Source organism: Herbaspirillum sp. RTI4 (assembly GCF_034313965.1).
Classification (GTDB): domain Bacteria; phylum Pseudomonadota; class Gammaproteobacteria; order Burkholderiales; family Burkholderiaceae_D; genus Herbaspirillum.
Genome location: NZ_JAVIWQ010000002.1, coordinates 735752 through 760645, shown reverse-complemented (window position 1 = coordinate 760645; position 24894 = coordinate 735752). Strand labels below are relative to the sequence as shown.

Genomic DNA, 24894 nt, shown 5'->3' with positions numbered 1-24894 from the left:
ATGATTCCAGGCGAAATGCTGATTGAAGACGGCGACATTGAACTCAATGTCGGCCGCGCAACCGTGACAGTCAAGGTCGCCAATAGCGGCGACCGGCCGATTCAAATCGGCTCCCATTTCCATTTCTTTGAAACCAATACGGCGCTGGTCTTTGATCGTCCGCTCACGTACGGCATGCGGCTCAATATTGCCGCAGGCACAGCGGTTCGGTTCGAACCCGGCCAACATCGGACGGTGGAACTGGTCGCGCTGGCAGGTGAGCGTTGCGTCTACGGTTTTAACGCTCAGGTGATGGGCAAACTGGAAGAAAAAGTGGGCGCACAAGTGGGCACAAAAGCATGAGCAAAATCAGCCGTCAGGCGTACGCAGAAATGTTTGGCCCTACCGTCGGCGACCGCATCCGTCTGGCCGATACCGAGCTGTATATCGAAATCGAAAAAGACTACGCCACCTACGGCGAAGAAGTGAAATTCGGCGGCGGCAAAGTCATCCGCGACGGCATGGGACAGTCGCAACGCAATCACCGGGAGGTGATGGACACCGTCATTACCAATGCCGTCATTCTCGATCACTGGGGCATCGTCAAGGCCGATATCGGCATCAAGTCGGGCCGCATCGCGGGCATCGGCAAAGCGGGCAATCCCGATATCCAACCGGATGTGACCATGGCCATTGGCGGCGCGACGGAAATTATCGCCGGCGAAGGGCTCATCGTTACGGCGGGTGGAGTGGATACGCATATCCATTTCATTTGTCCGCAGCAAATCGAAGAGGCGCTGATGAGCGGCGTCACCACCATGATCGGCGGCGGCACCGGGCCGGCGGTCGGCACTGCGGCCACCACTTGCACGCCGGGGCCGTGGCATATTCATTCGATGTTGTCGGCCGCCGATGCCTTTCCGATGAATCTCGGATTTCTGGGTAAAGGCAATGTCAGCCTTCCCCGTCCGCTGGAAGAGCAGGTCGAAGCTGGCGCTATCGGACTCAAGCTGCATGAAGACTGGGGTTCCACACCGGCGGCAATCGATAATTGTCTGAGCGTTGCCGACCGCATGGATGTGCAAGTGGCCATCCATTCCGACACCTTGAATGAAGGCGGTTTTCTGGAACACACGCTGGCGGCTTTCAAGGATCGCACTATTCATACCTTCCACACCGAAGGTGCGGGCGGAGGTCATGCGCCGGATATTATTGCCGCAGTTGGTCACAGCAATGTGCTGCCCTCCTCGACCAATCCAACCCGTCCGTTCACCCGCAATACTCTAGACGAACATCTGGACATGCTGATGGTCTGCCATCACCTCGATCCTGCGATTGCAGAAGATGTGGCGTTTGCCGAATCGCGCATTCGCCGCGAGACGATTGCTGCCGAAGATATCCTGCACGATCTGGGCGCGATTTCGATGATGTCGTCCGATTCGCAAGCGATGGGCCGCGTCGGCGAGGTCATCATGCGCACCTGGCAGACGGCGCACAAAATGAAAGTGCAACGTGGTTCGCTGAAGGAAGATTCGAGCCGCAACGACAATTTCCGCGCCAAGCGGTATATCGCCAAATACACCATCAATCCGGCGATTACCCACGGGGTGTCGCATGTGGTCGGCTCGCTGGAAGTGGGGAAAATTGCGGATATCGTGTTGTGGCGACCAGCATTTTTCGGCGTTAAACCGTCGATGATTTTGAAGAGCGGCATGATCGCGGCGGCGCAAATGGGCGATCCTAACGCCTCGATTCCTACGCCTCAGCCGGTACATTACCGGATGATGTTCGGCGCCTTTGGCGGCGGCCTGAAAACCTCGTTGACCTTTTTGTCGCAGGCCGCTATCGACCGTGGCATTCCCGCACATTTGAAGCTGAACAAACCTGTCATTGCGGTGCGCGACGTGCGTCAATTACGCAAACATCACATGATTCATAACGGCGCGACACCGCACATGGAAGTCGATCCGGAGACGTATGAGGTGCGCGCCGATGGCGAGTTATTGACTTGCGAACCCGCGCTGGTGCTTCCGCTGGCGCAACGCTATTTCCTGTTTTAAGGCGCATGACCATGCTGACGACTATGTTGACATTACATACCAAATTACCGCATTCAGATCACATCGATGGAGAGCTGCGCCTGCCCTTTGATTTGCGCGAAAAAAGCCGGCTCCGCGCAAAGCTGATTTCTGGAGAAGATGTCGCCGTCTTTACGGTGCGCGGCACCGTTCTGCGCGATGGTGATTTGCTGCGCGGCGACGATGGCCGCGTTGTGCGTATCGTTGCCGCCGATGAGGCCACGTATCGGGTCGAATGTGCGACGCCGCACCTGTTGCTGCGCTGCGCATTTCATCTTGGAAATCGGCACACGCAAGCGCACATTGGCAGTGATGGCGCGGGTTTTTTGCGGATTCGGCAGGATGCGGTGCTCAAGGAAATGCTGGTTGGATTAGGCGCGGTGGTCAGTGAGGAGTTCGCTGTCTTTGAACCGGAAGCCGGCGCTTATGGCGGCGGGCATCGACATGGTGACGAGGGCCATTCGCATCTTCTGGCGCCGGTGCCTTTGCGTCAGCGCATTCACCGGCCGAGTGACAAGCCCGACAAACCCGATGCAGCGTAAGCACCGGGTATTGCCATGATTCCATCCTCCGCGCTTTTGCACTTGTTGCAGCTGGCCAGCCCGTCTCTGCCCGTGGGCGCTTATAGTTATTCGCAGGGGTTGGAGAGTGCGATTGAAAACGGGTCCGTCAAGAATGAAGAGACTGCCCGTCTTTGGATTCGCGCCATGCTGCATGAAGTCGTGGCGACTTTCGATGCGCCGGTTTTATGGCGTTTGCTACAGGCCTTTGCAGAATCGGATGGTGCGGCGGTCGCGCATTGGAATGCCTGCTTGCTTGCCGCGCGCGACACAGCGGAGTTCCGGGCAGAAACGGTACAGATGGGCTATTCGCTGGCACGTTTGATGATTGATCTGGAAATGGGCGAGGCCTCTTTGCGTGAACTTCTCGTGGCGCAGGAGGAAGTCGGATTTTCTACGGCCTTTGCCTGTGCCGGCGTGGCTTTGCAGATTCCACCGGCAGCCATGTTGTTGGGTTTTCTTTTTTCCTGGGCTGAAAATCAGGTGCTGGTTTGTGTGAAATCGGTGCCGCTTGGTCAGGTTGCCGGTCAGCGGCTTCTGCTTTCGCTACAAAGTGATCTGTCTTTGGTGGCGGAGTCGGCTCAATTGCTCGATGACGATCAGCTGTCGAACTGGTCTCCCGGGCTTTCGCTTTTGTCCATGCAGCATGAGGTGCAATATAGTCGGCTTTATCGATCCTGATAACGCGCTTTTTAGGTTCCTTGTACGCTACTGTTAGATTTTAAATCAGGCTTATGCCAAAGCCAGCTGGCATTGTTGTATCGCCTGCCACACCACTTAATGCGCTTAGCCAGCGGCCTTTTACGTAAGTCCGATTAAAGTATTCCTCCGTATTTTCATTGAATTTATTTTTCTTCCTTTCTTATGATGACTGCTTCCACTTCCAATCCCCTTCGTGTCGGCATCGGCGGTCCGGTCGGCTCAGGCAAAACCGCTCTGTGTGAAATGCTGTGCAAACGCATGCGCGATCACTACGATATGGCTGTCATCACCAATGACATCTATACCAAAGAAGATATGGAAATTCTGTTGCGCGCGGAGGCGCTTCCCGCCGAGCGCTTGATGGGCGTGGAGACTGGCGGTTGTCCGCACACGGCTATCCGCGAGGATGCCTCGATCAATCTCGAAGCGATTGCCCGCATGTGTGCGGATTTTCCAAATCTGGATTTGATTCTGGTGGAGTCGGGTGGCGACAATTTAGCGGCAACCTTCAGCCCGGAGCTGTCAGACCTGACGATTTATGTCATCGATGTAGCGGGTGGAGAAAAAATTCCTCGCAAAGGCGGGCCTGGCATTACTCGTTCTGATTTATTGATTATCAACAAAGTGGATTTGGCACCGTATGTAGGCGCCAATCTGGACGTCATGGCGCACGATGCAAAACGTATGCGCGGTGATCGGCCTTTTATCTTTACCAATTTGCGTACAGGAGTCGGTGTTGATGAAGTGATTGCCTTCGTTCGCGAGCAAGGGCTTCTGGATCGGCATGTACTGTGATCGAGTACCTACGCAAACTGTAGTACCGCGATCCGATCTGATCTAACAAGCCGCTTGAGTGCGTCTAGGTAGGGTGGCCAGCAAGCGCTTGAGCGTGCTGTTGGGCGAAGGCATTATTGAGTTGAAATAGAAAAAGGGCCGTAGCGGTTAAGCTAGGGCCCTTTTATTTAAAACAAAGCCTGACGATGACCTACTTTCACACTGGTTGCAGCACTATCATTGGCGCGAAGTCGTTTCACGGTCCTGTTCGGGATGGGAAGGGGTGGTACCAACTTGCTATAGTCATCAGGCATAACTTGTAACACTCGGTGCTCTCCAACGGGAGCAGCACAAAGCGCAATCTGGGAAGAAGTAAAGTTGGCATCTCTGGGCAGAGACGCCGGGTGTGTTGTACCGACCAAGGCAAACACAAATCTCATCGAATATAACCAGCTAAGGTTATAGGGACAAGCCTCACGGGCAATTAGTATCAGTTAGCTTAACGTATTACTACGCTTCCACACCTGACCTATCAACGTCCTGGTCTCGAACGACCCTTTAGGGGAATCTAGTTCCCGGGAAGTATCATCTTAAGGCGAGTTTCCCGCTTAGATGCTTTCAGCGGTTATCTCTTCCGAACTTAGCTACTCGGCAATGCCACTGGCGTGACAACCGATACACCAGAGGTTCGTCCACTCCGGTCCTCTCGTACTAGGAGCAGCCCCCTTCAAACTTCCAACGCCCACGGCAGATAGGGACCAAACTGTCTCACGACGTTTTAAACCCAGCTCACGTACCACTTTAAATGGCGAACAGCCATACCCTTGGGACCGGCTACAGCCCCAGGATGTGATGAGCCGACATCGAGGTGCCAAACTCCCCCGTCGATATGAACTCTTGGGAGGAATCAGCCTGTTATCCCCAGAGTACCTTTTATCCGTTGAGCGATGGCCCTTCCATACAGAACCACCGGATCACTATGTCCTACTTTCGTACCTGCTCGACTTGTCAGTCTCGCAGTTAAGCACGCTTATGCCATTGCACTATTAGCACGATGTCCGACCGTACCTAGCGTACCTTCGAACTCCTCCGTTACACTTTAGGAGGAGACCGCCCCAGTCAAACTGCCTACCATGCACTGTTCCCGATCCGGATAACGGACCAAGGTTAGAATCTCAAACAAACCAGGGTGGTATTTCAAGGTTGGCTCCACGCAAACTAGCGTTCACGCTTCAAAGCCTCCCACCTATCCTACACAGATTGGTTCAAAATTCAATGCAAAGCTACAGTAAAGGTTCATGGGGTCTTTCCGTCTAGCCGCGGGTAGATTGCATCATCACAAACATTTCAACTTCGCTGAGTCTCGGGAGGAGACAGTGTGGCCATCGTTACTCCATTCGTGCAGGTCGGAACTTACCCGACAAGGAATTTCGCTACCTTAGGACCGTTATAGTTACGGCCGCCGTTTACTGGGACTTCAATCAAGAGCTTGCACCCCATCATTTAATCTTCCAGCACCGGGCAGGAGTCACACCATATACGTCCACTTTCGTGTTTGCATAGTGCTGTGTTTTTATTAAACAGTCGCAGCCACCTTTTTATTGCAGCCCTTTTGTCCTTCTGGCGCAGGCCAGTCAAACTACTAGGGCGTACCTTATCCCGAAGTTACGGTACAAATTTGCCGAGTTCCTTCTCCCGAGTTCTCTCAAGCGCCTTAGAATACTCATCTCGCCCACCTGTGTCGGTTTGCGGTACGGTCTCGTTAGACTGAAGCTTAGAGGCTTTTCTTGGAACCACTTCCAATTGCTTCGTGAATAAATTCACTCGTCCCAACCCCTTGAATTACGCTACCGGATTTACCTAGTAGCCTTCTGTGAGTTAGGAACCGGGACTTCCAACACCCGGACAACCTTCCGCGATCCGTCCCCCCATCGCATCTAACGACGGTGCAGGAATATTAACCTGCTTCCCATCAGCTACGCATCTCTGCCTCGCCTTAGGGGCCGACTCACCCTGCTCCGATGAACGTTGAACAGGAAACCTTGGGCTTACGGCGTGGGGGCTTTTCACCCCCATTATCGCTACTCATGTCAGCATTCGCACTTCTGATACCTCCAGCATCCTTTACAAGACACCTTCGCAGGCTTACAGAACGCTCTCCTACCATATGTGTAAACACATATCCGCAGCTTCGGTGACTGGCTTAGCCCCGTTACATCTTCCGCGCAGGACGACTCGATCAGTGAGCTATTACGCTTTCTTTAAAGGGTGGCTGCTTCTAAGCCAACCTCCTGACTGTTTTAGCCTTCCCACTTCGTTTTCCACTTAGCCAATCTTTGGGACCTTAGCTGGCGGTCTGGGTTGTTTCCCTCTTGACGCCGGACGTTAGCACCCGACGTCTGTCTCCCAAGCTCGCACTCATCGGTATTCGGAGTTTGCAATGGGTTGGTAAGTCGCGATGACCCCCTAGCCATAACAGTGCTCTACCCCCGATGGTGATACTTGAGGCACTACCTAAATAGTTTTCGGAGAGAACCAGCTATTTCCAAGTTTGTTTAGCCTTTCACCCCTACCCACAGCTCATCCCCTAATTTTTCAACATTAGTGGGTTCGGTCCTCCAGTGCGTGTTACCGCACCTTCAACCTGGCCATGAGTAGATCACTTGGTTTCGGGTCTACACCCAGCGACTATCGCCCTATTCGGACTCGATTTCTCTACGCCTTCCCTATACGGTTAAGCTTGCCACTGAATGTAAGTCGCTGACCCATTATACAAAAGGTACGCAGTCACGGAACAAGTCCGCTCCTACTGTTTGTATGCACACGGTTTCAGGATCTATTTCACTCCCCTTCCGGGGTTCTTTTCGCCTTTCCCTCACGGTACTGGTTCACTATCGGTCGATGTCGAGTATTTAGCCTTGGAGGATGGTCCCCCCATGTTCAGACAGGATTTCACGTGTCCCGCCCTACTTGTCGCAAGCTTAGTTCCACACTACTGATTTCGTATAAGGGACTATCACCCTCTATGGCAGCACTTTCCAGAGCTTTCTACTATCAATAATGCTAAATCTTGCAGGCTGGTCCCATTTCGCTCGCCACTACTCTGGGAATCTCGGTTGATTTCTTTTCCTGCAGCTACTTAGATGTTTCAGTTCGCCGCGTTCGCTTTTAACACCTATGTATTCAGTGTTAAATGACCCTAAGGCCGGGTTACCCCATTCGGAAATCTGCGGATCAAAGCTTGTTTGCTAGCTCCCCGCAGCTTATCGCAAGCTACTACGTCCTTCATCGCCTGACATCGCCAAGGCATCCACCATGTGCACTTATTCACTTGTCCCTATAACTTTAGCTTCTCATCTGCTGTACTACCGTTCATTCGCAGACAAAAAGTGGTTACAAGGGTATTTCTATGAGTTTAGCGTTTGCCGTATTTCCAAAGCGGTCTTCTAAAACTTAAAGATCACTTCAAATAATACTTTTTTGATTTGATACAATCACACCCATCAATCTCCACTTCTCCACTTGCGTGAATCCGCTTAAATTGATAAATCTTTACTTCTTCCAGATTGTTAAAGAACGAAACAGCTAGTGATCTAAAAGATCAAACCTAAATCCGCACGCTCTTCGCGTTCGACTTAGGTTTGATATTTCTTGGTGGAGGTTGACGGGATCGAACCGACGACCCCCTGCTTGCAAAGCAGGTGCTCTCCCAGCTGAGCTAAACCCCCATTTACTTCTTATCAAACTTCGCTTGATAATCTTGTACCTTGGTGGGTCTGGTTGGGCTCGAACCAACGACCCCCGCGTTATCAACACGGTGCTCTAACCAGCTGAGCTACAGACCCGCTTGGATCAGTACACAGCGGCCAACTCTCGCGCTTTACATCGCGCCCCAGTCGCGCAGCCAAATAACTGTTCTTTTCTTCATTAACTTGTCGATAAGTGTGGACGCTTGACTTCCCCGTGCACTCTAGAAAGGAGGTGATCCAGCCGCACCTTCCGATACGGCTACCTTGTTACGACTTCACCCCAGTCACGAATCCTACCGTGGTAAGCGCCCTCCTTACGGTTAGGCTACCTACTTCTGGTAAAACCCGCTCCCATGGTGTGACGGGCGGTGTGTACAAGACCCGGGAACGTATTCACCGCGACATGCTGATCCGCGATTACTAGCGATTCCAACTTCATGGAGTCGAGTTGCAGACTCCAATCCGGACTACGATACACTTTCTGGGATTAGCTCCCCCTCGCGGGTTGGCGGCCCTCTGTATGTACCATTGTATGACGTGTGAAGCCCTACCCATAAGGGCCATGAGGACTTGACGTCATCCCCACCTTCCTCCGGTTTGTCACCGGCAGTCTCATTAGAGTGCCCTTTCGTAGCAACTAATGACAAGGGTTGCGCTCGTTGCGGGACTTAACCCAACATCTCACGACACGAGCTGACGACAGCCATGCAGCACCTGTGTAATGGTTCTCTTTCGAGCACTCCCAAATCTCTTCAGGATTCCATCCATGTCAAGGGTAGGTAAGGTTTTTCGCGTTGCATCGAATTAATCCACATCATCCACCGCTTGTGCGGGTCCCCGTCAATTCCTTTGAGTTTTAATCTTGCGACCGTACTCCCCAGGCGGTCTACTTCACGCGTTAGCTGCGTTACCAAGTCAATTAAGACCCGACAACTAGTAGACATCGTTTAGGGCGTGGACTACCAGGGTATCTAATCCTGTTTGCTCCCCACGCTTTCGTGCATGAGCGTCAGTGTTATCCCAGGGGGCTGCCTTCGCCATCGGTATTCCTCCACATATCTACGCATTTCACTGCTACACGTGGAATTCTACCCCCCTCTGACACACTCTAGCCGTGCAGTCACAAATGCAATTCCCAGGTTAAGCCCGGGGATTTCACATCTGTCTTGCACAACCGCCTGCGCACGCTTTACGCCCAGTAATTCCGATTAACGCTTGCACCCTACGTATTACCGCGGCTGCTGGCACGTAGTTAGCCGGTGCTTATTCTTCAGGTACCGTCATTAGCCCAGAGTATTAATCCAGACCGTTTCTTCCCTGACAAAAGAGCTTTACAACCCGAAGGCCTTCTTCACTCACGCGGCATTGCTGGATCAGGCTTGCGCCCATTGTCCAAAATTCCCCACTGCTGCCTCCCGTAGGAGTCTGGGCCGTGTCTCAGTCCCAGTGTGGCTGGTCGTCCTCTCAGACCAGCTACTGATCGTCGCCTTGGTAGGCTTTTACCCCACCAACTAGCTAATCAGATATCGGCCGCTCCACGAGCATGAGGTCTTGCGATCCCCCACTTTCATCCTTAGATCGTATGCGGTATTAGCTAATCTTTCGACTAGTTATCCCCCACTCTAGGGCACGTTCCGATATATTACTCACCCGTTCGCCACTCGCCGCCAGGATTGCTCCCGCGCTGCCGTTCGACTTGCATGTGTAAGGCATGCCGCCAGCGTTCAATCTGAGCCAGGATCAAACTCTTCAGTTTAATCTCTGTTTTGTGGCATTGCTGCCTACCCTCTCGGGTATCGCTCACTCAAAATACTGACAGATAATTTCTTTCGATCTTACCTATATTTCTTGTGAACATTTAATGTGTAAAGTTTGCGACACTTCCGAAGAAATATCGCCACAGTTCCATCAAACGCCCACACTTATCGACAGTTAATTTTTAAAGAACTTTCAGTCTCATCGCACCCAAGCCGCACACTTCGCCGCCCAACATACTCTGCTACTTCGCATCGCTTTCATTCATCCCTGAACTTCCGCTTATGCCGCAATCACATCGTTTTGTGTCATCGCTAAATTTTGTTTTTCAACTACATTTTTTCTTTTTTCTTCCTGCTCAACAACACAGAAGCGAGATTATGCGACATCCTTAGACTTCAGTCAATACCTTTTTAAACTATTTGGCGAATCCGCTGCTTTCGTCCCACTATTAAAACAACTTACCTGTTTCGCCACTTCCTTTGCCAACCCACTGCCGCCAGCGAAAAGAGGCCGCACTATAATGGTAATGCCCTCACAAAAAAGTGAACTTTAAAAGTAGAATTTTCTTAAATCAGATTTTGAGGAAGTTTTACATGAAAACATTGACCTACCCCCAACATGAGCATCAAGCCTGGGTAGAATCCAACTCTGAAAGGAGCTGGATCATGTGACCTGCTCCCCGAGATTAGTACGGCCATAATGTAGAGTTTGCCCCTAAGGAGGCAAGCATGAAGAATCGATTCACGGAAGAACAGATCATTGGCGTATTAAAAGAAGCGGAAACTGGCGTAAAAGTAGCGGAGCTTTGTCGCAAACACGGTATTAGCGACGCCACCTATTACAACTGGAAAGCGAAATTCGGCGGGATGACGGTATCCGAAGCACAACGACTCAAGGTTCTTGAAGCAGAGAACGCCAAGTTGAAACGCTTGCTGGCAGAATCAATGCTCGACAACGCAGCTCTCAAGGATGTTGTTGGCCGAAAGTGGTAAGCCCACAAGCCAGACGTGACGCCGTTTCCTATGTCATGGAAAACCACGGAATAGGTGTTACGCGTGCTTGTGGGCTGATGGGCATTTCCAGGTCGTTATATCGGTATGAATCGACTCGCCCGAGCGACGAACAGTTGGCAGGACGATTGACTGAACTGGCTGGTCAGAAGAGGCGTTACGGATATCGACGCCTGCATGTGCTGCTGTGCCGGGAAGGTTGGTTGATTAATCCTAAGCGTACGTATCGGGTTTACCACGCAGCCGGTTTGATGGTGCGTCGACGCAAGCGCAAGCGTATCGCTGGCGTTGAACGGCAGCCGAAGGTAGTAGCACTGGGACCGAATCAGAGTTGGTCGATGGACTTTGTATCGGATGGATTTATTGACGGACGTCGCCTGCGCTGTTTGAATATCGTCGATGATTTCACAAAAGAGTGTTTGGCAATAGAAGTGGATACCTCACTGCCTGGTCGCCGTGTCGTGGCTGTTTTAGAGCGTTTGGCAGAAAATCGAGGGTTGCCCAGATCGGTGACTGTAGATAACGGCCCCGAGTTTATTAGCAAGGTACTCGATGAATGGGCTTACCGAAAACAGCTTCAATTGCGATTTATCGAACCGGGCAAGCCGCAGCAGAATGCCTATATTGAAAGTTTCAACGGTAAGTTTCGGGATGAATGTTTGAATGAGCATTGGTTTTTATCAATGCGTCATGCACGGGAAGTCATCGCCGCATGGCGTCAGGAATACAACGAGGAGCGCCCCCACAGCGCACTTGGCTACCTGACACCGAACAGATTTGCAGATAGTTTTTTAACCGCAAACTCTATGTCGGTTTCGGACTAAATTGTGGAGCAGGTCACATCGGCAACACAACGCGTAAGTGACTTGGTCCCTTCTTACGACGCCTGCCTCGCAACGACAAGTCTTCTTTACGATAGAGACGCTCGGTACGCTTATGGTTGATGACCAAGCCTTCCCGGCGCAACATAACGTGCAAACGTGGCGATCCAAATCGAGGGCGCTCCTGTGCCAGTTCGCGCATCCTCTGACGAACAGGCGCATCGTCCTCAACAGGTATCGGTCGTCGATAGGTGCGCCGGTTCAGACCAATTAAGCTGCAGGCCCGCCGCTCAGAGAAATCGTATTGCGCGATGACCTGCTGCACGACTTCTTTGCGCTGCGCGGGCAGCGCTACTTTTTTTGCAGGACGTCTTTCAATACGAGGATATCCAGCGCTTGCTCTGCAACCAGACGTTTGAGTTTCTGATTCTCTTCTTCCAAAGCCTTTAAACGCCGGGCCTCCGAAACTTCCATGCCACCAAACTTGCTACGCCAGTTGTAAAACGTGACGTCTGATATGCCGTGCTTACGGCATAAATCAGCCACCTTCATTCCGGCATCGGCTTCCTTCAAGACGCCGATTATCTGTTCTTCCGTAAATCTCGATTTTTTCATGACTAGCTCTCCATCAGCACAGTCACTAACTTTACATTGGGATACTTTGGCGGGGGAAGGTCAAATGCATTTGCTGCCAAACAGTTTTTAAACTCGGATTCTACTGCGCGCTGTCGCTAATTCTTGGGGGCAGGTCACAAAGCCGCTACGCTGAAGATTATTGAGTTGAAATAGAAAAAGGGCCGTAGCGGTTAAGCTAGGGCCCTTTTATTTAAAACAAAGCCTGACGATGACCTACTTTCACACTGGTTGCAGCACTATCATTGGCGCGAAGTCGTTTCACGGTCCTGTTCGGGATGGGAAGGGGTGGTACCAACTTGCTATAGTCATCAGGCATAACTTGTAACACTCGGTGCTCTCCAACGGGAGCAGCACAAAGCGCAATCTGGGAAGAAGTAAAGTTGGCATCTCTGGGCAGAGACGCCGGGTGTGTTGTACCGACCAAGGCAAACACAAATCTCATCGAATATAACCAGCTAAGGTTATAGGGACAAGCCTCACGGGCAATTAGTATCAGTTAGCTTAACGTATTACTACGCTTCCACACCTGACCTATCAACGTCCTGGTCTCGAACGACCCTTTAGGGGAATCTAGTTCCCGGGAAGTATCATCTTAAGGCGAGTTTCCCGCTTAGATGCTTTCAGCGGTTATCTCTTCCGAACTTAGCTACTCGGCAATGCCACTGGCGTGACAACCGATACACCAGAGGTTCGTCCACTCCGGTCCTCTCGTACTAGGAGCAGCCCCCTTCAAACTTCCAACGCCCACGGCAGATAGGGACCAAACTGTCTCACGACGTTTTAAACCCAGCTCACGTACCACTTTAAATGGCGAACAGCCATACCCTTGGGACCGGCTACAGCCCCAGGATGTGATGAGCCGACATCGAGGTGCCAAACTCCCCCGTCGATATGAACTCTTGGGAGGAATCAGCCTGTTATCCCCAGAGTACCTTTTATCCGTTGAGCGATGGCCCTTCCATACAGAACCACCGGATCACTATGTCCTACTTTCGTACCTGCTCGACTTGTCAGTCTCGCAGTTAAGCACGCTTATGCCATTGCACTATTAGCACGATGTCCGACCGTACCTAGCGTACCTTCGAACTCCTCCGTTACACTTTAGGAGGAGACCGCCCCAGTCAAACTGCCTACCATGCACTGTTCCCGATCCGGATAACGGACCAAGGTTAGAATCTCAAACAAACCAGGGTGGTATTTCAAGGTTGGCTCCACGCAAACTAGCGTTCACGCTTCAAAGCCTCCCACCTATCCTACACAGATTGGTTCAAAATTCAATGCAAAGCTACAGTAAAGGTTCATGGGGTCTTTCCGTCTAGCCGCGGGTAGATTGCATCATCACAAACATTTCAACTTCGCTGAGTCTCGGGAGGAGACAGTGTGGCCATCGTTACTCCATTCGTGCAGGTCGGAACTTACCCGACAAGGAATTTCGCTACCTTAGGACCGTTATAGTTACGGCCGCCGTTTACTGGGACTTCAATCAAGAGCTTGCACCCCATCATTTAATCTTCCAGCACCGGGCAGGAGTCACACCATATACGTCCACTTTCGTGTTTGCATAGTGCTGTGTTTTTATTAAACAGTCGCAGCCACCTTTTTATTGCAGCCCTTTTGTCCTTCTGGCGCAGGCCAGTCAAACTACTAGGGCGTACCTTATCCCGAAGTTACGGTACAAATTTGCCGAGTTCCTTCTCCCGAGTTCTCTCAAGCGCCTTAGAATACTCATCTCGCCCACCTGTGTCGGTTTGCGGTACGGTCTCGTTAGACTGAAGCTTAGAGGCTTTTCTTGGAACCACTTCCAATTGCTTCGTGAATAAATTCACTCGTCCCAACCCCTTGAATTACGCTACCGGATTTACCTAGTAGCCTTCTGTGAGTTAGGAACCGGGACTTCCAACACCCGGACAACCTTCCGCGATCCGTCCCCCCATCGCATCTAACGACGGTGCAGGAATATTAACCTGCTTCCCATCAGCTACGCATCTCTGCCTCGCCTTAGGGGCCGACTCACCCTGCTCCGATGAACGTTGAACAGGAAACCTTGGGCTTACGGCGTGGGGGCTTTTCACCCCCATTATCGCTACTCATGTCAGCATTCGCACTTCTGATACCTCCAGCATCCTTTACAAGACACCTTCGCAGGCTTACAGAACGCTCTCCTACCATATGTGTAAACACATATCCGCAGCTTCGGTGACTGGCTTAGCCCCGTTACATCTTCCGCGCAGGACGACTCGATCAGTGAGCTATTACGCTTTCTTTAAAGGGTGGCTGCTTCTAAGCCAACCTCCTGACTGTTTTAGCCTTCCCACTTCGTTTTCCACTTAGCCAATCTTTGGGACCTTAGCTGGCGGTCTGGGTTGTTTCCCTCTTGACGCCGGACGTTAGCACCCGACGTCTGTCTCCCAAGCTCGCACTCATCGGTATTCGGAGTTTGCAATGGGTTGGTAAGTCGCGATGACCCCCTAGCCATAACAGTGCTCTACCCCCGATGGTGATACTTGAGGCACTACCTAAATAGTTTTCGGAGAGAACCAGCTATTTCCAAGTTTGTTTAGCCTTTCACCCCTACCCACAGCTCATCCCCTAATTTTTCAACATTAGTGGGTTCGGTCCTCCAGTGCGTGTTACCGCACCTTCAACCTGGCCATGAGTAGATCACTTGGTTTCGGGTCTACACCCAGCGACTATCGCCCTATTCGGACTCGATTTCTCTACGCCTTCCCTATACGGTTAAGCTTGCCACTGAATGTAAGTCGCTGACCCATTATACAAAAGGTACGCAGTCACGGAACAAGTCCGCTCCTACTGTTTGTATGCACACGGTTTCAGGATCTATTTCACTCCCCTTCCGGGGTTCTTTTCGCCTTTCCCTCACGGTACTGGTTCACTATCGGTCGATGTCGAGTATTTAGCCTTGGAGGATGGTCCCCCCATGTTCAGACAGGATTTCACGTGTCCCGCCCTACTTGTCGCAAGCTTAGTTCCACACTACTGATTTCGTATAAGGGACTATCACCCTCTATGGCAGCACTTTCCAGAGCTTTCTACTATCAATAATGCTAAATCTTGCAGGCTGGTCCCATTTCGCTCGCCACTACTCTGGGAATCTCGGTTGATTTCTTTTCCTGCAGCTACTTAGATGTTTCAGTTCGCCGCGTTCGCTTTTAACACCTATGTATTCAGTGTTAAATGACCCTAAGGCCGGGTTACCCCATTCGGAAATCTGCGGATCAAAGCTTGTTTGCTAGCTCCCCGCAGCTTATCGCAAGCTACTACGTCCTTCATCGCCTGACATCGCCAAGGCATCCACCATGTGCACTTATTCACTTGTCCCTATAACTTTAGCTTCTCATCTGCTGTACTACCGTTCATTCGCAGACAAAAAGTGGTTACAAGGGTATTTCTATGAGTTTAGCGTTTGCCGTATTTCCAAAGCGGTCTTCTAAAACTTAAAGATCACTTCAAATAATACTTTTTTGATTTGATACAATCACACCCATCAATCTCCACTTCTCCACTTGCGTGAATCCGCTTAAATTGATAAATCTTTACTTCTTCCAGATTGTTAAAGAACGAAACAGCTAGTGATCTAAAAGATCAAACCTAAATCCGCACGCTCTTCGCGTTCGACTTAGGTTTGATATTTCTTGGTGGAGGTTGACGGGATCGAACCGACGACCCCCTGCTTGCAAAGCAGGTGCTCTCCCAGCTGAGCTAAACCCCCATTTACTTCTTATCAAACTTCGCTTGATAATCTTGTACCTTGGTGGGTCTGGTTGGGCTCGAACCAACGACCCCCGCGTTATCAACACGGTGCTCTAACCAGCTGAGCTACAGACCCGCTTGGATCAGTACACAGCGGCCAACTCTCGCGCTTTACATCGCGCCCCAGTCGCGCAGCCAAATAACTGTTCTTTTCTTCATTAACTTGTCGATAAGTGTGGACGCTTGACTTCCCCGTGCACTCTAGAAAGGAGGTGATCCAGCCGCACCTTCCGATACGGCTACCTTGTTACGACTTCACCCCAGTCACGAATCCTACCGTGGTAAGCGCCCTCCTTACGGTTAGGCTACCTACTTCTGGTAAAACCCGCTCCCATGGTGTGACGGGCGGTGTGTACAAGACCCGGGAACGTATTCACCGCGACATGCTGATCCGCGATTACTAGCGATTCCAACTTCATGGAGTCGAGTTGCAGACTCCAATCCGGACTACGATACACTTTCTGGGATTAGCTCCCCCTCGCGGGTTGGCGGCCCTCTGTATGTACCATTGTATGACGTGTGAAGCCCTACCCATAAGGGCCATGAGGACTTGACGTCATCCCCACCTTCCTCCGGTTTGTCACCGGCAGTCTCATTAGAGTGCCCTTTCGTAGCAACTAATGACAAGGGTTGCGCTCGTTGCGGGACTTAACCCAACATCTCACGACACGAGCTGACGACAGCCATGCAGCACCTGTGTAATGGTTCTCTTTCGAGCACTCCCAAATCTCTTCAGGATTCCATCCATGTCAAGGGTAGGTAAGGTTTTTCGCGTTGCATCGAATTAATCCACATCATCCACCGCTTGTGCGGGTCCCCGTCAATTCCTTTGAGTTTTAATCTTGCGACCGTACTCCCCAGGCGGTCTACTTCACGCGTTAGCTGCGTTACCAAGTCAATTAAGACCCGACAACTAGTAGACATCGTTTAGGGCGTGGACTACCAGGGTATCTAATCCTGTTTGCTCCCCACGCTTTCGTGCATGAGCGTCAGTGTTATCCCAGGGGGCTGCCTTCGCCATCGGTATTCCTCCACATATCTACGCATTTCACTGCTACACGTGGAATTCTACCCCCCTCTGACACACTCTAGCCGTGCAGTCACAAATGCAATTCCCAGGTTAAGCCCGGGGATTTCACATCTGTCTTGCACAACCGCCTGCGCACGCTTTACGCCCAGTAATTCCGATTAACGCTTGCACCCTACGTATTACCGCGGCTGCTGGCACGTAGTTAGCCGGTGCTTATTCTTCAGGTACCGTCATTAGCCCAGAGTATTAATCCAGACCGTTTCTTCCCTGACAAAAGAGCTTTACAACCCGAAGGCCTTCTTCACTCACGCGGCATTGCTGGATCAGGCTTGCGCCCATTGTCCAAAATTCCCCACTGCTGCCTCCCGTAGGAGTCTGGGCCGTGTCTCAGTCCCAGTGTGGCTGGTCGTCCTCTCAGACCAGCTACTGATCGTCGCCTTGGTAGGCTTTTACCCCACCAACTAGCTAATCAGATATCGGCCGCTCCACGAGCATGAGGTCTTGCGATCCCCCACTTTCATCCTTAGATCGTATGCGGTATTAGCTAATCTTTCGACTAGTTATCCCCCACTCTAGGGCACGTTCCGATATATTACTCACCCGTTCGCCACTCGCCGCCAGGATTGCTCCCGCGCTGCCGTTCGACTTGCATGTGTAAGGCATGCCGCCAGCGTTCAATCTGAGCCAGGATCAAACTCTTCAGTTTAATCTCTGTTTTGTGGCATTGCTGCCTACCCTCTCGGGTATCGCTCACTCAAAATACTGACAGATAATTTCTTTCGATCTTACCTATATTTCTTGTGAACATTTAATGTGTAAAGTTTGCGACACTTCCGAAGAAATATCGCCACAGTTCCATCAAACGCCCACACTTATCGACAGTTAATTTTTAAAGAACTTTCAGTCTCATCGCACCCAAGCCGCACACTTCGCCGCCCAACATACTCTGCTACTTCGCATCGCTTTCATTCATCTCTGAACTTCCGCTTATGCCGCAATCACATCGTTTTGTGTCATCGCTAAATTTTGTTTTTCAACTACATTTCGCTGCTTTCATCCAACCCTGAAAACAACTCATTTCGTACCCCACTTTCTCTACTGCTCCGCTGCTTCGTTTCCGCTGCAACTCGCTGTCTTCAGCGGGGAGGCGAACTATAGCAACCCACCCTCTTCTTTGCAAGCATTTATCGTAAATTATTTTGCAGAACCCTCAAATAAATCTAACAGTGTCATCGCTACCACTTTCGTCGCCCTCCGCAAATCGTCCAATAACAGGTTTTCGTCAGCCTGTTTCGCCGCCGATTCCATCAGCGTCCGGGGACCAGCGCCATACAGGACGACAGGGATGCCGCGCTCTCCATATAGACGCGCATCCGTATACAGCCCGGAGCCACAGATCTCCGCAGCCTCACCAAACACGGCGCTCGTATTGCGCAATAAGCTATCCAACAGGACTTGCTGCCCCGGCATAGGTCGCAATGCTTGCGCCAGGAGCAATCGCTTTATTTCAACCCGGATGCCCGGCATGCCCTCCACCGCAGCTTCTATCAGAACACGCAGTCGCGCCTCAACCGCCGCAGGATCTTCCTCCGGGATCATTCGCCTATCCATTTTCAGTACCACCTTCCCCGGCACCACATTCGTATTCGTCCCACCATCAATGCGCCCCACGATCATCGTCGGATGACCTATCCCGTGCACAGCGGATTTGATTTCACGCAATCGCGGCACTTCCTCATAGATTGCCTGCAAGATTGCCGTTGCCGCCTGCAACGCATCGTGTCCCGTTTCCGGCATAGACCCATGCGTCGCTTTGCCGTGGACGGTGATCTCGAGCTGAAGACAGGCATTATGCGCAGTCACCACTTGATAGCTGAAGCCAGGTGCAATGACATAGTCCGGCTTGCTCAACCCCTGCTCAAGCAACCAGCCCGGCCCAAGCAAACCGCCGAACTCTTCGTCATAGGTAAAATGCAGCTCGACAGCCCCGCCCAGATCCGCTTGCAGCGACTCCAGCGCCCTTACCGCAAAGCTGTACGTTGCAAAATCGCTTTTCGATACTGCCGCCGCCCGTCCATATATCCGTCCGTTCTCAATGACTCCTTCATACGGCGGCTTGCTCCAGCCCTCTCCGGGAGGCACCACATCTCCGTGCGCATTGAGCGCAACCGTCGGACCACCCTCGCGATATTGGCGTCGCACAATCAAATTCGTGATGCTTTGCATCCCATAGTCTTTCACCTGCTGCTCTGGCACAGCGTACTGTTCAACCTGCCAGCCCCAGCTACTGAGTAATGCGGCAACTGCAACCGCATGCGGCGCATTGTCCCCAGGGGGCGTATCCGTCGGAATGCGCAGCAATTGCTGCAGAAAAGAGACCTCTTCATCAAAGTGCTGATCAATCCAGGAAGATAATTGGCGTGAGAGTTCGCTGTCAGGCATGGTGTATTCCAGAGTCGGTGGCGCTTTTGCGCTGGTTGGATAATGTAATGAGGACTTACGCAAAAGTCCGCTAGCCAAGTGCAGGGATAAGCAGCACGGCAAAGTTAAGCGACTATGCCAGCCGGTTTTTGCGTAAGTTCAATCCCATCCATTTTATCCCGGGGAAGATATACCCGCGCCTTTCCGACTAAGCTTATCTGGAAGGCGTCAGCAAGCCCCTGAGTTCCACGCTATCATATGAACCGATTCTGATAGCGCCTCCGGCGGTAAGTTTTGCCGACTGGCCTCCAACCTGAACCTCTTTCCATGACCACATCCACCACACCGTCGATCACCGCGGCAGCCCCCCTTTTCGACGCGGTGCAGTTCAAAGCAGGCGACGGACTCCCCCCCGAAACGCGCGGACTCGCTATTGCAGCCCTTCTGATCGCCGTTGCACTAGCCACTCTCGACACCGCGATTGCCAATACGGCCCTGCCGGCAATGGCCATCGACCTGCATGTCACACCGGCCTCTTCGGTCTGGATTGCGACCACCTACCAACTGGCAATGATTTGCGCGCTACTGCCGCTGGCCGCGCTGGGCGAAATTGTGGGTTATCGCCGCATCTATATAGGGGGCATCGCGGTGTTCACGCTGGCGTCGCTGTTATGCGCCGTCGCATGGTCGCTGCCCACGCTGGCTGCCGCACGTTTTCTGCAAGGATTAGGCGGCGCCGGGATCATGAGCGTCAATACCGCGCTGATTCGCTTCATCTATCCCACCCGCTCACTCGGGCGCGGCGTCGGACTCAATACACTGATTGTGGCCGTCTCCTTCACCGTCGGGCCGACGGTCGCCTCCGCCATCCTGGCAATCGCTCCCTGGCCGTGGCTATTTGCCGTCAACGTACCGCTGGGCTTGCTGGCCCTTGCCTTTTCGGTCAAAGCCTTGCCGCAAACCCCGCTATCGACCCATCCTTTCGACATACAAACCGCCATCCTGAACGCTGGCACCTTTGGCCTGCTCATCCTTGCCATTGGTGAGGGCGCGCATCAGGCCTCAGGATTAACCGTCGCCATTGAATTGATTGCGGCACTAACATGCGGCTTGTTGCTTTTGCGGCGACAAGCCTCGCATCCGGCACCGATGCTGCCGGTAGATTTGTTCAAGCTCCCGGTGTTTTCTCTGTCCGCGATTACCGCCGTGTGTTCATTTGCGGCACAAGGGCTGGCATTCGTATCGCTGCCCTTTTTCTTCCACCATGATCTCGGGCGCAGCCAGGTCGAAATCGGCCTGCTGCTCACCCCCTGGCCGGCAGCGGTAGCCATCGCCGCGCCGCTGGCGGGACGACTGTCAGACCGTTACCCGGCGGGAATGCTGGGTGGCTTTGGACTGATTACCCTGTGCTTAGGCATGATTCTGATGGCCTTGCTGCCCTCTTCTCCCAGCGTATTCGACATCTCCTGGCGCATGGTCGTGTGCGGTGCCGGTTTCGGATTTTTCCAATCGCCCAACCTGAAAGCGCTCATGACCAGCGCCCCGGCGCATCGTAGTGGCGGCGCCAGCGGCATCGTCGCCACCGCACGGCTGCTGGGACAAACGCTAGGCACGGCACTGGTCGCACTCTGCTTCTCCGCTTCCACTTTACATGGCGCCAAAATCGCTCTGGCACTGGGCGCAGGCTTCGCCGGTGCCGCCAGCATCGCCAGCTTTCTGCGACTGACCGTCAGCAAAACCAAGGGCATCGCCGCCGTGTAAGCGTGACAGCCACCAGACGGTGCCGTATCCTTCTTTTTTATTCAGCATTTTTATTACCGATGATGCACTCAGACATTCACGCCCTTCCGGTCACCACGACAAGCACTGACCTCGTCTACACAGCGACGTGCGATCTCCCCATGCCGTGGGCAACCTTTCGCCTGCACGCCTTTGCCGAACCAGCGACCGGCAAGGAACATCTATTACTCAGTCTTGGCGATGTCGGCGACGGCGAACCGGTACTGGCCCGCGTCCATTCGGAATGTCTGACCGGCGACGCCTTGTTCAGCCAGCGCTGCGATTGCGGAGCGCAACTGGAATCCGCATTGCGCGCCATCGCCCACGAAGGGCGCGGCGTGGTGTTGTATCTACGGCAGGAAGGGCGTGGCATAGGTTTGCTCAATAAAATCCGCGCCTATGCATTGCAAGACGGCGGAGCCGACACAGTAGAAGCAAACCAGCAACTTGGCTTTGCCGCAGACCTGCGCAGTTACGCCCTCTGCCGTCCTATGCTGGAACACCTTGGCGTACGCCAGGTGCGCCTGATGACCAATAATCCGCGCAAGGTCGATGCCTTACAGCAAATCGGCATCGAAGTGGTGGAACGCATCCCCCTGATCGTCAACCGCAATCCATTCAATACCGCCTATCTGGACACCAAAGCCGCCAAGCTGGGGCACATGATCCCGGATGTAGAGTAACGAACCTGCCGCACCGTCCCGTGCGGCAGTCAAAGGGAGCAATCCGATACGGATCGACGTCCAATGTGGCGCAGCGTAGCGACATTCCGATTGACGTCCCTCCATAGCCCACCTCACCCCCCTACCATTTTCGTCCGAATTTCTCTTGTTAATTTGATCCCAACGTCCGCGCCGGCCTTATCGTTGCCTCCTACCGCGTGCAGCCGCCCTGCCTCCCCGGCAAGAGCAATCGAAACGTACAAGACAGCTTTTCCGGACGACGACATGATTCGCGTCACATACAAAAGCTGTACCAATCCGCCATCCCCTATAAACCGTCATTGATCCTGAAAAACTTCGCCAATGCCGACATGACCGGCGCAGAGCAGACAAAGGCATAACCTCGCCCTGGCCTATTCTCCGGATGCAGGCATAGTCAATATGCTTGCCAACGCCCTATGAGTTCCTTCCTCCCGCCACTACCGGCCCGCCATTTCCGACGCGCATCGTCCCTCCAGGAAACGAGCGCGGAAAACGCCGCTGACATCAAACACCATTGCGATATCGCGCTAGAGCGCGCCGGCGCATGCAAGCAGTTCATGCAACGCTATCTGACACCCATCGTCGATCCGGCAAGCGGAAAAATAAGGGAATGCATGAGCGCATTGCTCGCCTCATGCTTGCTGCCAACCATCGACAGCAATGGACTCCACATGGATGACCTGCTTGAACCCGGCACTGCCGACGAGCGGCCTCCCCTGGCCACTTTGCACCTGATGGCATTACGATTTCTTCCGGAAAACCTTGTCCGGCAACAGGCGACCTGCCTGCATGAACTACAGCATCCCTCGCCAGAAATATATGCCTTGCGGCTATGTCGCATCGGAGACCTGTTCTGGACGGAAACACAGCCGGATGCCCACACACCGGCAAAACGCCAGGCCGTGCAGTTAGCGCACCTCGAAGCATGCGGATTTTTTACCCCGGATCAAGCATTAATCGAAGAAGCCCTCGCCAACAGCACACCCCTCGCGCGCGCCGCATGGGTAAACGCACAAAATCCACACACCGCACGCGCTCGCGACACCGCACACCAGCAAGGCCCCCTGAAAGCACCGCTACCCCAAACGCTCCCGCCCCTCCTCTCTCGCACCGAGAAAAATACGGCGGCGCCATCACAGGCGGCACAGGTGGCACTGACAACACTAACGACACTGACAGCGCAGACGGCAGCGAAAACACCCCGCTCCCTCAGCATCAAAAAGCCCGGCCTTGCAAGCGCGCTGAAAAAATGGTGGTGCAAACTGGTAAAAACATCCCCCAGAGAGACGACGGCTAACACCGCATCACCGCGCCCGGTCATCCGGCATTTTCCTTACCGACTCACTCCGGGCCCCGATAAAAGACTCTGCCTGGATCCGACAGTCCTGCATGCGGCTCTGGCCAGCGAGACCGCCTTCCCGAAGGTCGTCAATGAAATATGCGCCATCACAAAAGTCCCTCAAAAAGGCGGCCGCCCTGTCATACCCCTCACCAGAGGACGCCAACTCACGCCCCAGATGAGTCACGAAATAAAAACCGGGCAACGCGAGTACGAGCAATTATTTTTGTCTTATTTCAAGGGTGAACAGCTCGATGGAAATACCGTATTGATGGAGGCGGCCGCCCAGGGGAATGCCAAAGCGGTCGATATCATCCTGCGGCATGCGGGGCTGCTCGGCAACGAGTACATGCTCAGTGGCGGCTCACGCGCCGATGGCAAAAACGCACTCCAACTGGCCCTGGAGAACGACCATCCCGCAGTGGTAGCAAGCCTGCTCAAAGTACGCGCCTTCTGGGGAAAATCACCGCAGCTAACATCCGTACCGGCCTACAAGAAGAGGCCTCCCACAATGCTGCAACGCTCGATCAGCGATCCCGGCAACCTCCAGACATCATCGAGCGCCATTCGCCCTCGCACCTTCTCGGCTGTCCAGATGCAAGTCGCTGAAAAGCAGGAACCGCCTCCCAAACCAAGCTGGGTGTATGTCACTGAGCTATAAATTCTGCCCTGATCGGAACCGACTCAAAAAACAAGGCCGGGATTACAGAACGCTTTCAGCAAAATTATATTTCTGCACCACCTGGCGCACGGTATTTTCACCCGGCTTACCGGCAAACACACATTCCTGCTCAGCCGCATTCAGGTAATCGATACCGCGACCATTAAGGAGCGGGCACTCGGCAAATAACTCCGCCACCCAATCCACGAAGGCACGCACCTTCGGCGACAAATGCCGGTTGTGCAGATAACCCACAAAAATCGGCATGGGCGACGACGACCACTGGGGCAATATTTCCCGCAGCAAGCCCGACTGCAACTGCAGTTTCACCATATACAGCGGCGGCTGGATCATGCCCATGCCCTGCAAGGCGCAAGCAACATAGGCCTCGCCGTCATTGACAGAGATCGCTCCCTTCACCTTGACTTCCGTGGCCACGCCATCGACCACAAAATCCCAGTCGATATCGCGCCCGGTCCGGCTGGAAAAATAATGCACAGCACGATGCTGTTGCAATTCGGCAATAGTGCGCGGCTCCCCGTATTGCTCCAGATAAGCAGGCGCCGCGCAGGTCACGCTGTGCAAGGTCCCGATGCGGCGCGCCACCATGCTGGAATCTTGCAACTCCCCGATGCGGATAACGCAATCGACCTGCTCCCGCACCATGTCCACCGGACGGTCGCTCATCCCGAACACCAGCTCAATCTCGGGATACCGCGCATGAAAATCCCCCAGTTTAGGCAACAACATCAAACGACCGATCGACGGCGGCACGTCAATACGCAAGCGTCCCCGCGGACCGCGTTTGGCATCCAGAAACAAGGCCTCGGTCTCCTCCACATCACCCAGAATGCGCACGCAGCGTTCGTAGTAAGCCGCGCCATCCGGCGTCAGACTCAGGCGGCGCGTGGTTCGATTGAGCAAGCGCACATGCAGCAGACTTTCCAGGTTCTGCAACATATTCGTGACCGTCGTGCGCGGCAATCCCAGACTTTCGGCGGCACGCGTAAAGCTATTTGCATCCACCACACGGGTAAATACCTGCATTGCCTGAAACTTATCCATACGATTTCCAGAGTGAAATAGCCTTGCGGCCAGGATTGTTCGGATTAGCCGAATAGT

At 53.1% G+C, this 24894-nt stretch carries 11 protein-coding genes, 4 tRNA genes, 6 rRNA genes and 1 pseudogene; 9 read left to right on the top strand and 13 right to left on the bottom strand.

All coding sequences use genetic code 11. From position 1 onward, the window contains the following. From RGU70_RS03620 to ureG, 5 genes are all read left to right on the top strand, one after another. Positions 1-342 (top strand): urease subunit beta, encoded by a 342-nt coding sequence (locus RGU70_RS03620; RefSeq protein WP_322208036.1) that lies wholly within the window; start codon positions 1-3, stop codon positions 340-342. Continuing rightward, a complete protein-coding gene (ureC, locus tag RGU70_RS03615) occupies positions 339-2039 on the top strand; it encodes an urease subunit alpha (protein WP_322208035.1) in 1701 nt (566 codons plus the stop codon). Before RGU70_RS03620 ends, ureC begins: the two co-directional genes overlap by 4 nt. Before the next feature lie 23 nt (positions 2040-2062). After that, a complete protein-coding gene (gene ureE, locus RGU70_RS03610; protein ID WP_322210691.1) occupies positions 2063-2599 on the top strand; it encodes an urease accessory protein UreE in 537 nt (178 codons plus the stop codon). Between the two features lie 18 nt (positions 2600-2617). Further along, entirely contained in the window at positions 2618-3298 is a 681-nt protein-coding gene (locus tag RGU70_RS03605) for an urease accessory protein UreF (RefSeq protein ID WP_322210690.1), read from the top strand. A 186-nt stretch (positions 3299-3484) separates the two neighbouring features. Further along, positions 3485-4114, top strand: coding sequence for an urease accessory protein UreG (ureG, locus tag RGU70_RS03600; RefSeq protein ID WP_322210689.1), 630 nt, complete (start codon positions 3485-3487; stop codon positions 4112-4114). A gap of 177 nt (positions 4115-4291) precedes the next feature. Here ureG and rrf (RGU70_RS03595) read toward each other — a convergent pair. The 5 genes from rrf (RGU70_RS03595) to RGU70_RS03575 form a co-directional block, all read right to left on the bottom strand. Further along, positions 4292-4404 (bottom strand): 5S ribosomal RNA (rrf, locus tag RGU70_RS03595). Positions 4405-4556: 152 nt separating this feature from the next. After that, a 23S ribosomal RNA gene (locus RGU70_RS03590) occupies positions 4557-7430 on the bottom strand. 315 nt (positions 7431-7745) lie between these two features. Continuing rightward, positions 7746-7821, bottom strand: a tRNA-Ala gene (locus RGU70_RS03585). A gap of 40 nt (positions 7822-7861) precedes the next feature. Then, positions 7862-7938, bottom strand: a tRNA-Ile gene (locus RGU70_RS03580). A gap of 129 nt (positions 7939-8067) precedes the next feature. Continuing rightward, positions 8068-9598 (bottom strand): 16S ribosomal RNA (locus RGU70_RS03575). The 16S, 23S and 5S rRNA genes sit together here with 2 tRNA genes alongside, the layout of an rRNA operon. Before the next feature lie 730 nt (positions 9599-10328). Here RGU70_RS03575 and RGU70_RS03570 point away from each other — a divergent pair. After that, positions 10329-11434 (top strand): IS3 family transposase gene (locus RGU70_RS03570; protein WP_416186472.1). Its coding sequence is split into 2 segments (ribosomal slippage): positions 10329-10587 and positions 10587-11434, totalling 1107 coding nucleotides; the frame shifts between segments, so codons are not numbered across the junction. 46 nt (positions 11435-11480) lie between these two features. On the opposite strand, the pseudogene RGU70_RS03565 reads toward RGU70_RS03570, so the two are convergent. The 7 genes and pseudogenes from RGU70_RS03565 to RGU70_RS03535 form a co-directional block, all read right to left on the bottom strand. Beyond that, a pseudogene (locus tag RGU70_RS03565) lies at positions 11481-12046 on the bottom strand (transposase); the annotation flags it as partial. 221 nt (positions 12047-12267) lie between these two features. Further along, positions 12268-12380, bottom strand: a 5S ribosomal RNA gene (gene rrf, locus RGU70_RS03560). A 152-nt stretch (positions 12381-12532) separates the two neighbouring features. Continuing rightward, positions 12533-15406, bottom strand: a 23S ribosomal RNA gene (locus RGU70_RS03555). 315 nt (positions 15407-15721) lie between these two features. Next, a tRNA-Ala gene (locus RGU70_RS03550) sits at positions 15722-15797 on the bottom strand. 40 nt (positions 15798-15837) lie between these two features. After that, positions 15838-15914: transfer RNA gene (locus RGU70_RS03545), tRNA-Ile, on the bottom strand. A gap of 129 nt (positions 15915-16043) precedes the next feature. Next, positions 16044-17574 (bottom strand): 16S ribosomal RNA (locus RGU70_RS03540). A gap of 488 nt (positions 17575-18062) precedes the next feature. After that, entirely contained in the window at positions 18063-19310 is a 1248-nt protein-coding gene (locus RGU70_RS03535; protein ID WP_322208033.1) for a M20/M25/M40 family metallo-hydrolase, read from the bottom strand. A 306-nt stretch (positions 19311-19616) separates the two neighbouring features. On the opposite strand from RGU70_RS03535, the gene RGU70_RS03530 reads away from it, so the two are divergent. The 3 genes from RGU70_RS03530 (at position 19617) to RGU70_RS03520 (ending at position 23772) form a co-directional block, all read left to right on the top strand. Then, entirely contained in the window at positions 19617-21050 is a 1434-nt protein-coding gene (locus RGU70_RS03530; protein WP_322208032.1) for an MFS transporter, read from the top strand. A 62-nt stretch (positions 21051-21112) separates the two neighbouring features. Further along, positions 21113-21751: a GTP cyclohydrolase II gene (ribA, locus tag RGU70_RS03525; protein WP_416186544.1), complete on the top strand. Its 639-nt coding sequence runs from the start codon at positions 21113-21115 to the stop codon at positions 21749-21751. A gap of 578 nt (positions 21752-22329) precedes the next feature. Further along, positions 22330-23772 (top strand): hypothetical protein, encoded by a 1443-nt coding sequence (locus tag RGU70_RS03520; protein ID WP_322208030.1) that lies wholly within the window; start codon positions 22330-22332, stop codon positions 23770-23772. Between the two features lie 42 nt (positions 23773-23814). Here RGU70_RS03520 and RGU70_RS03515 read toward each other — a convergent pair whose 3' ends face one another. Continuing rightward, positions 23815-24837, bottom strand: coding sequence for a LysR family transcriptional regulator (locus tag RGU70_RS03515; RefSeq protein WP_322208029.1), 1023 nt, complete (start codon positions 24835-24837; stop codon positions 23815-23817). Positions 24838-24894 lie beyond the last annotated feature (57 nt).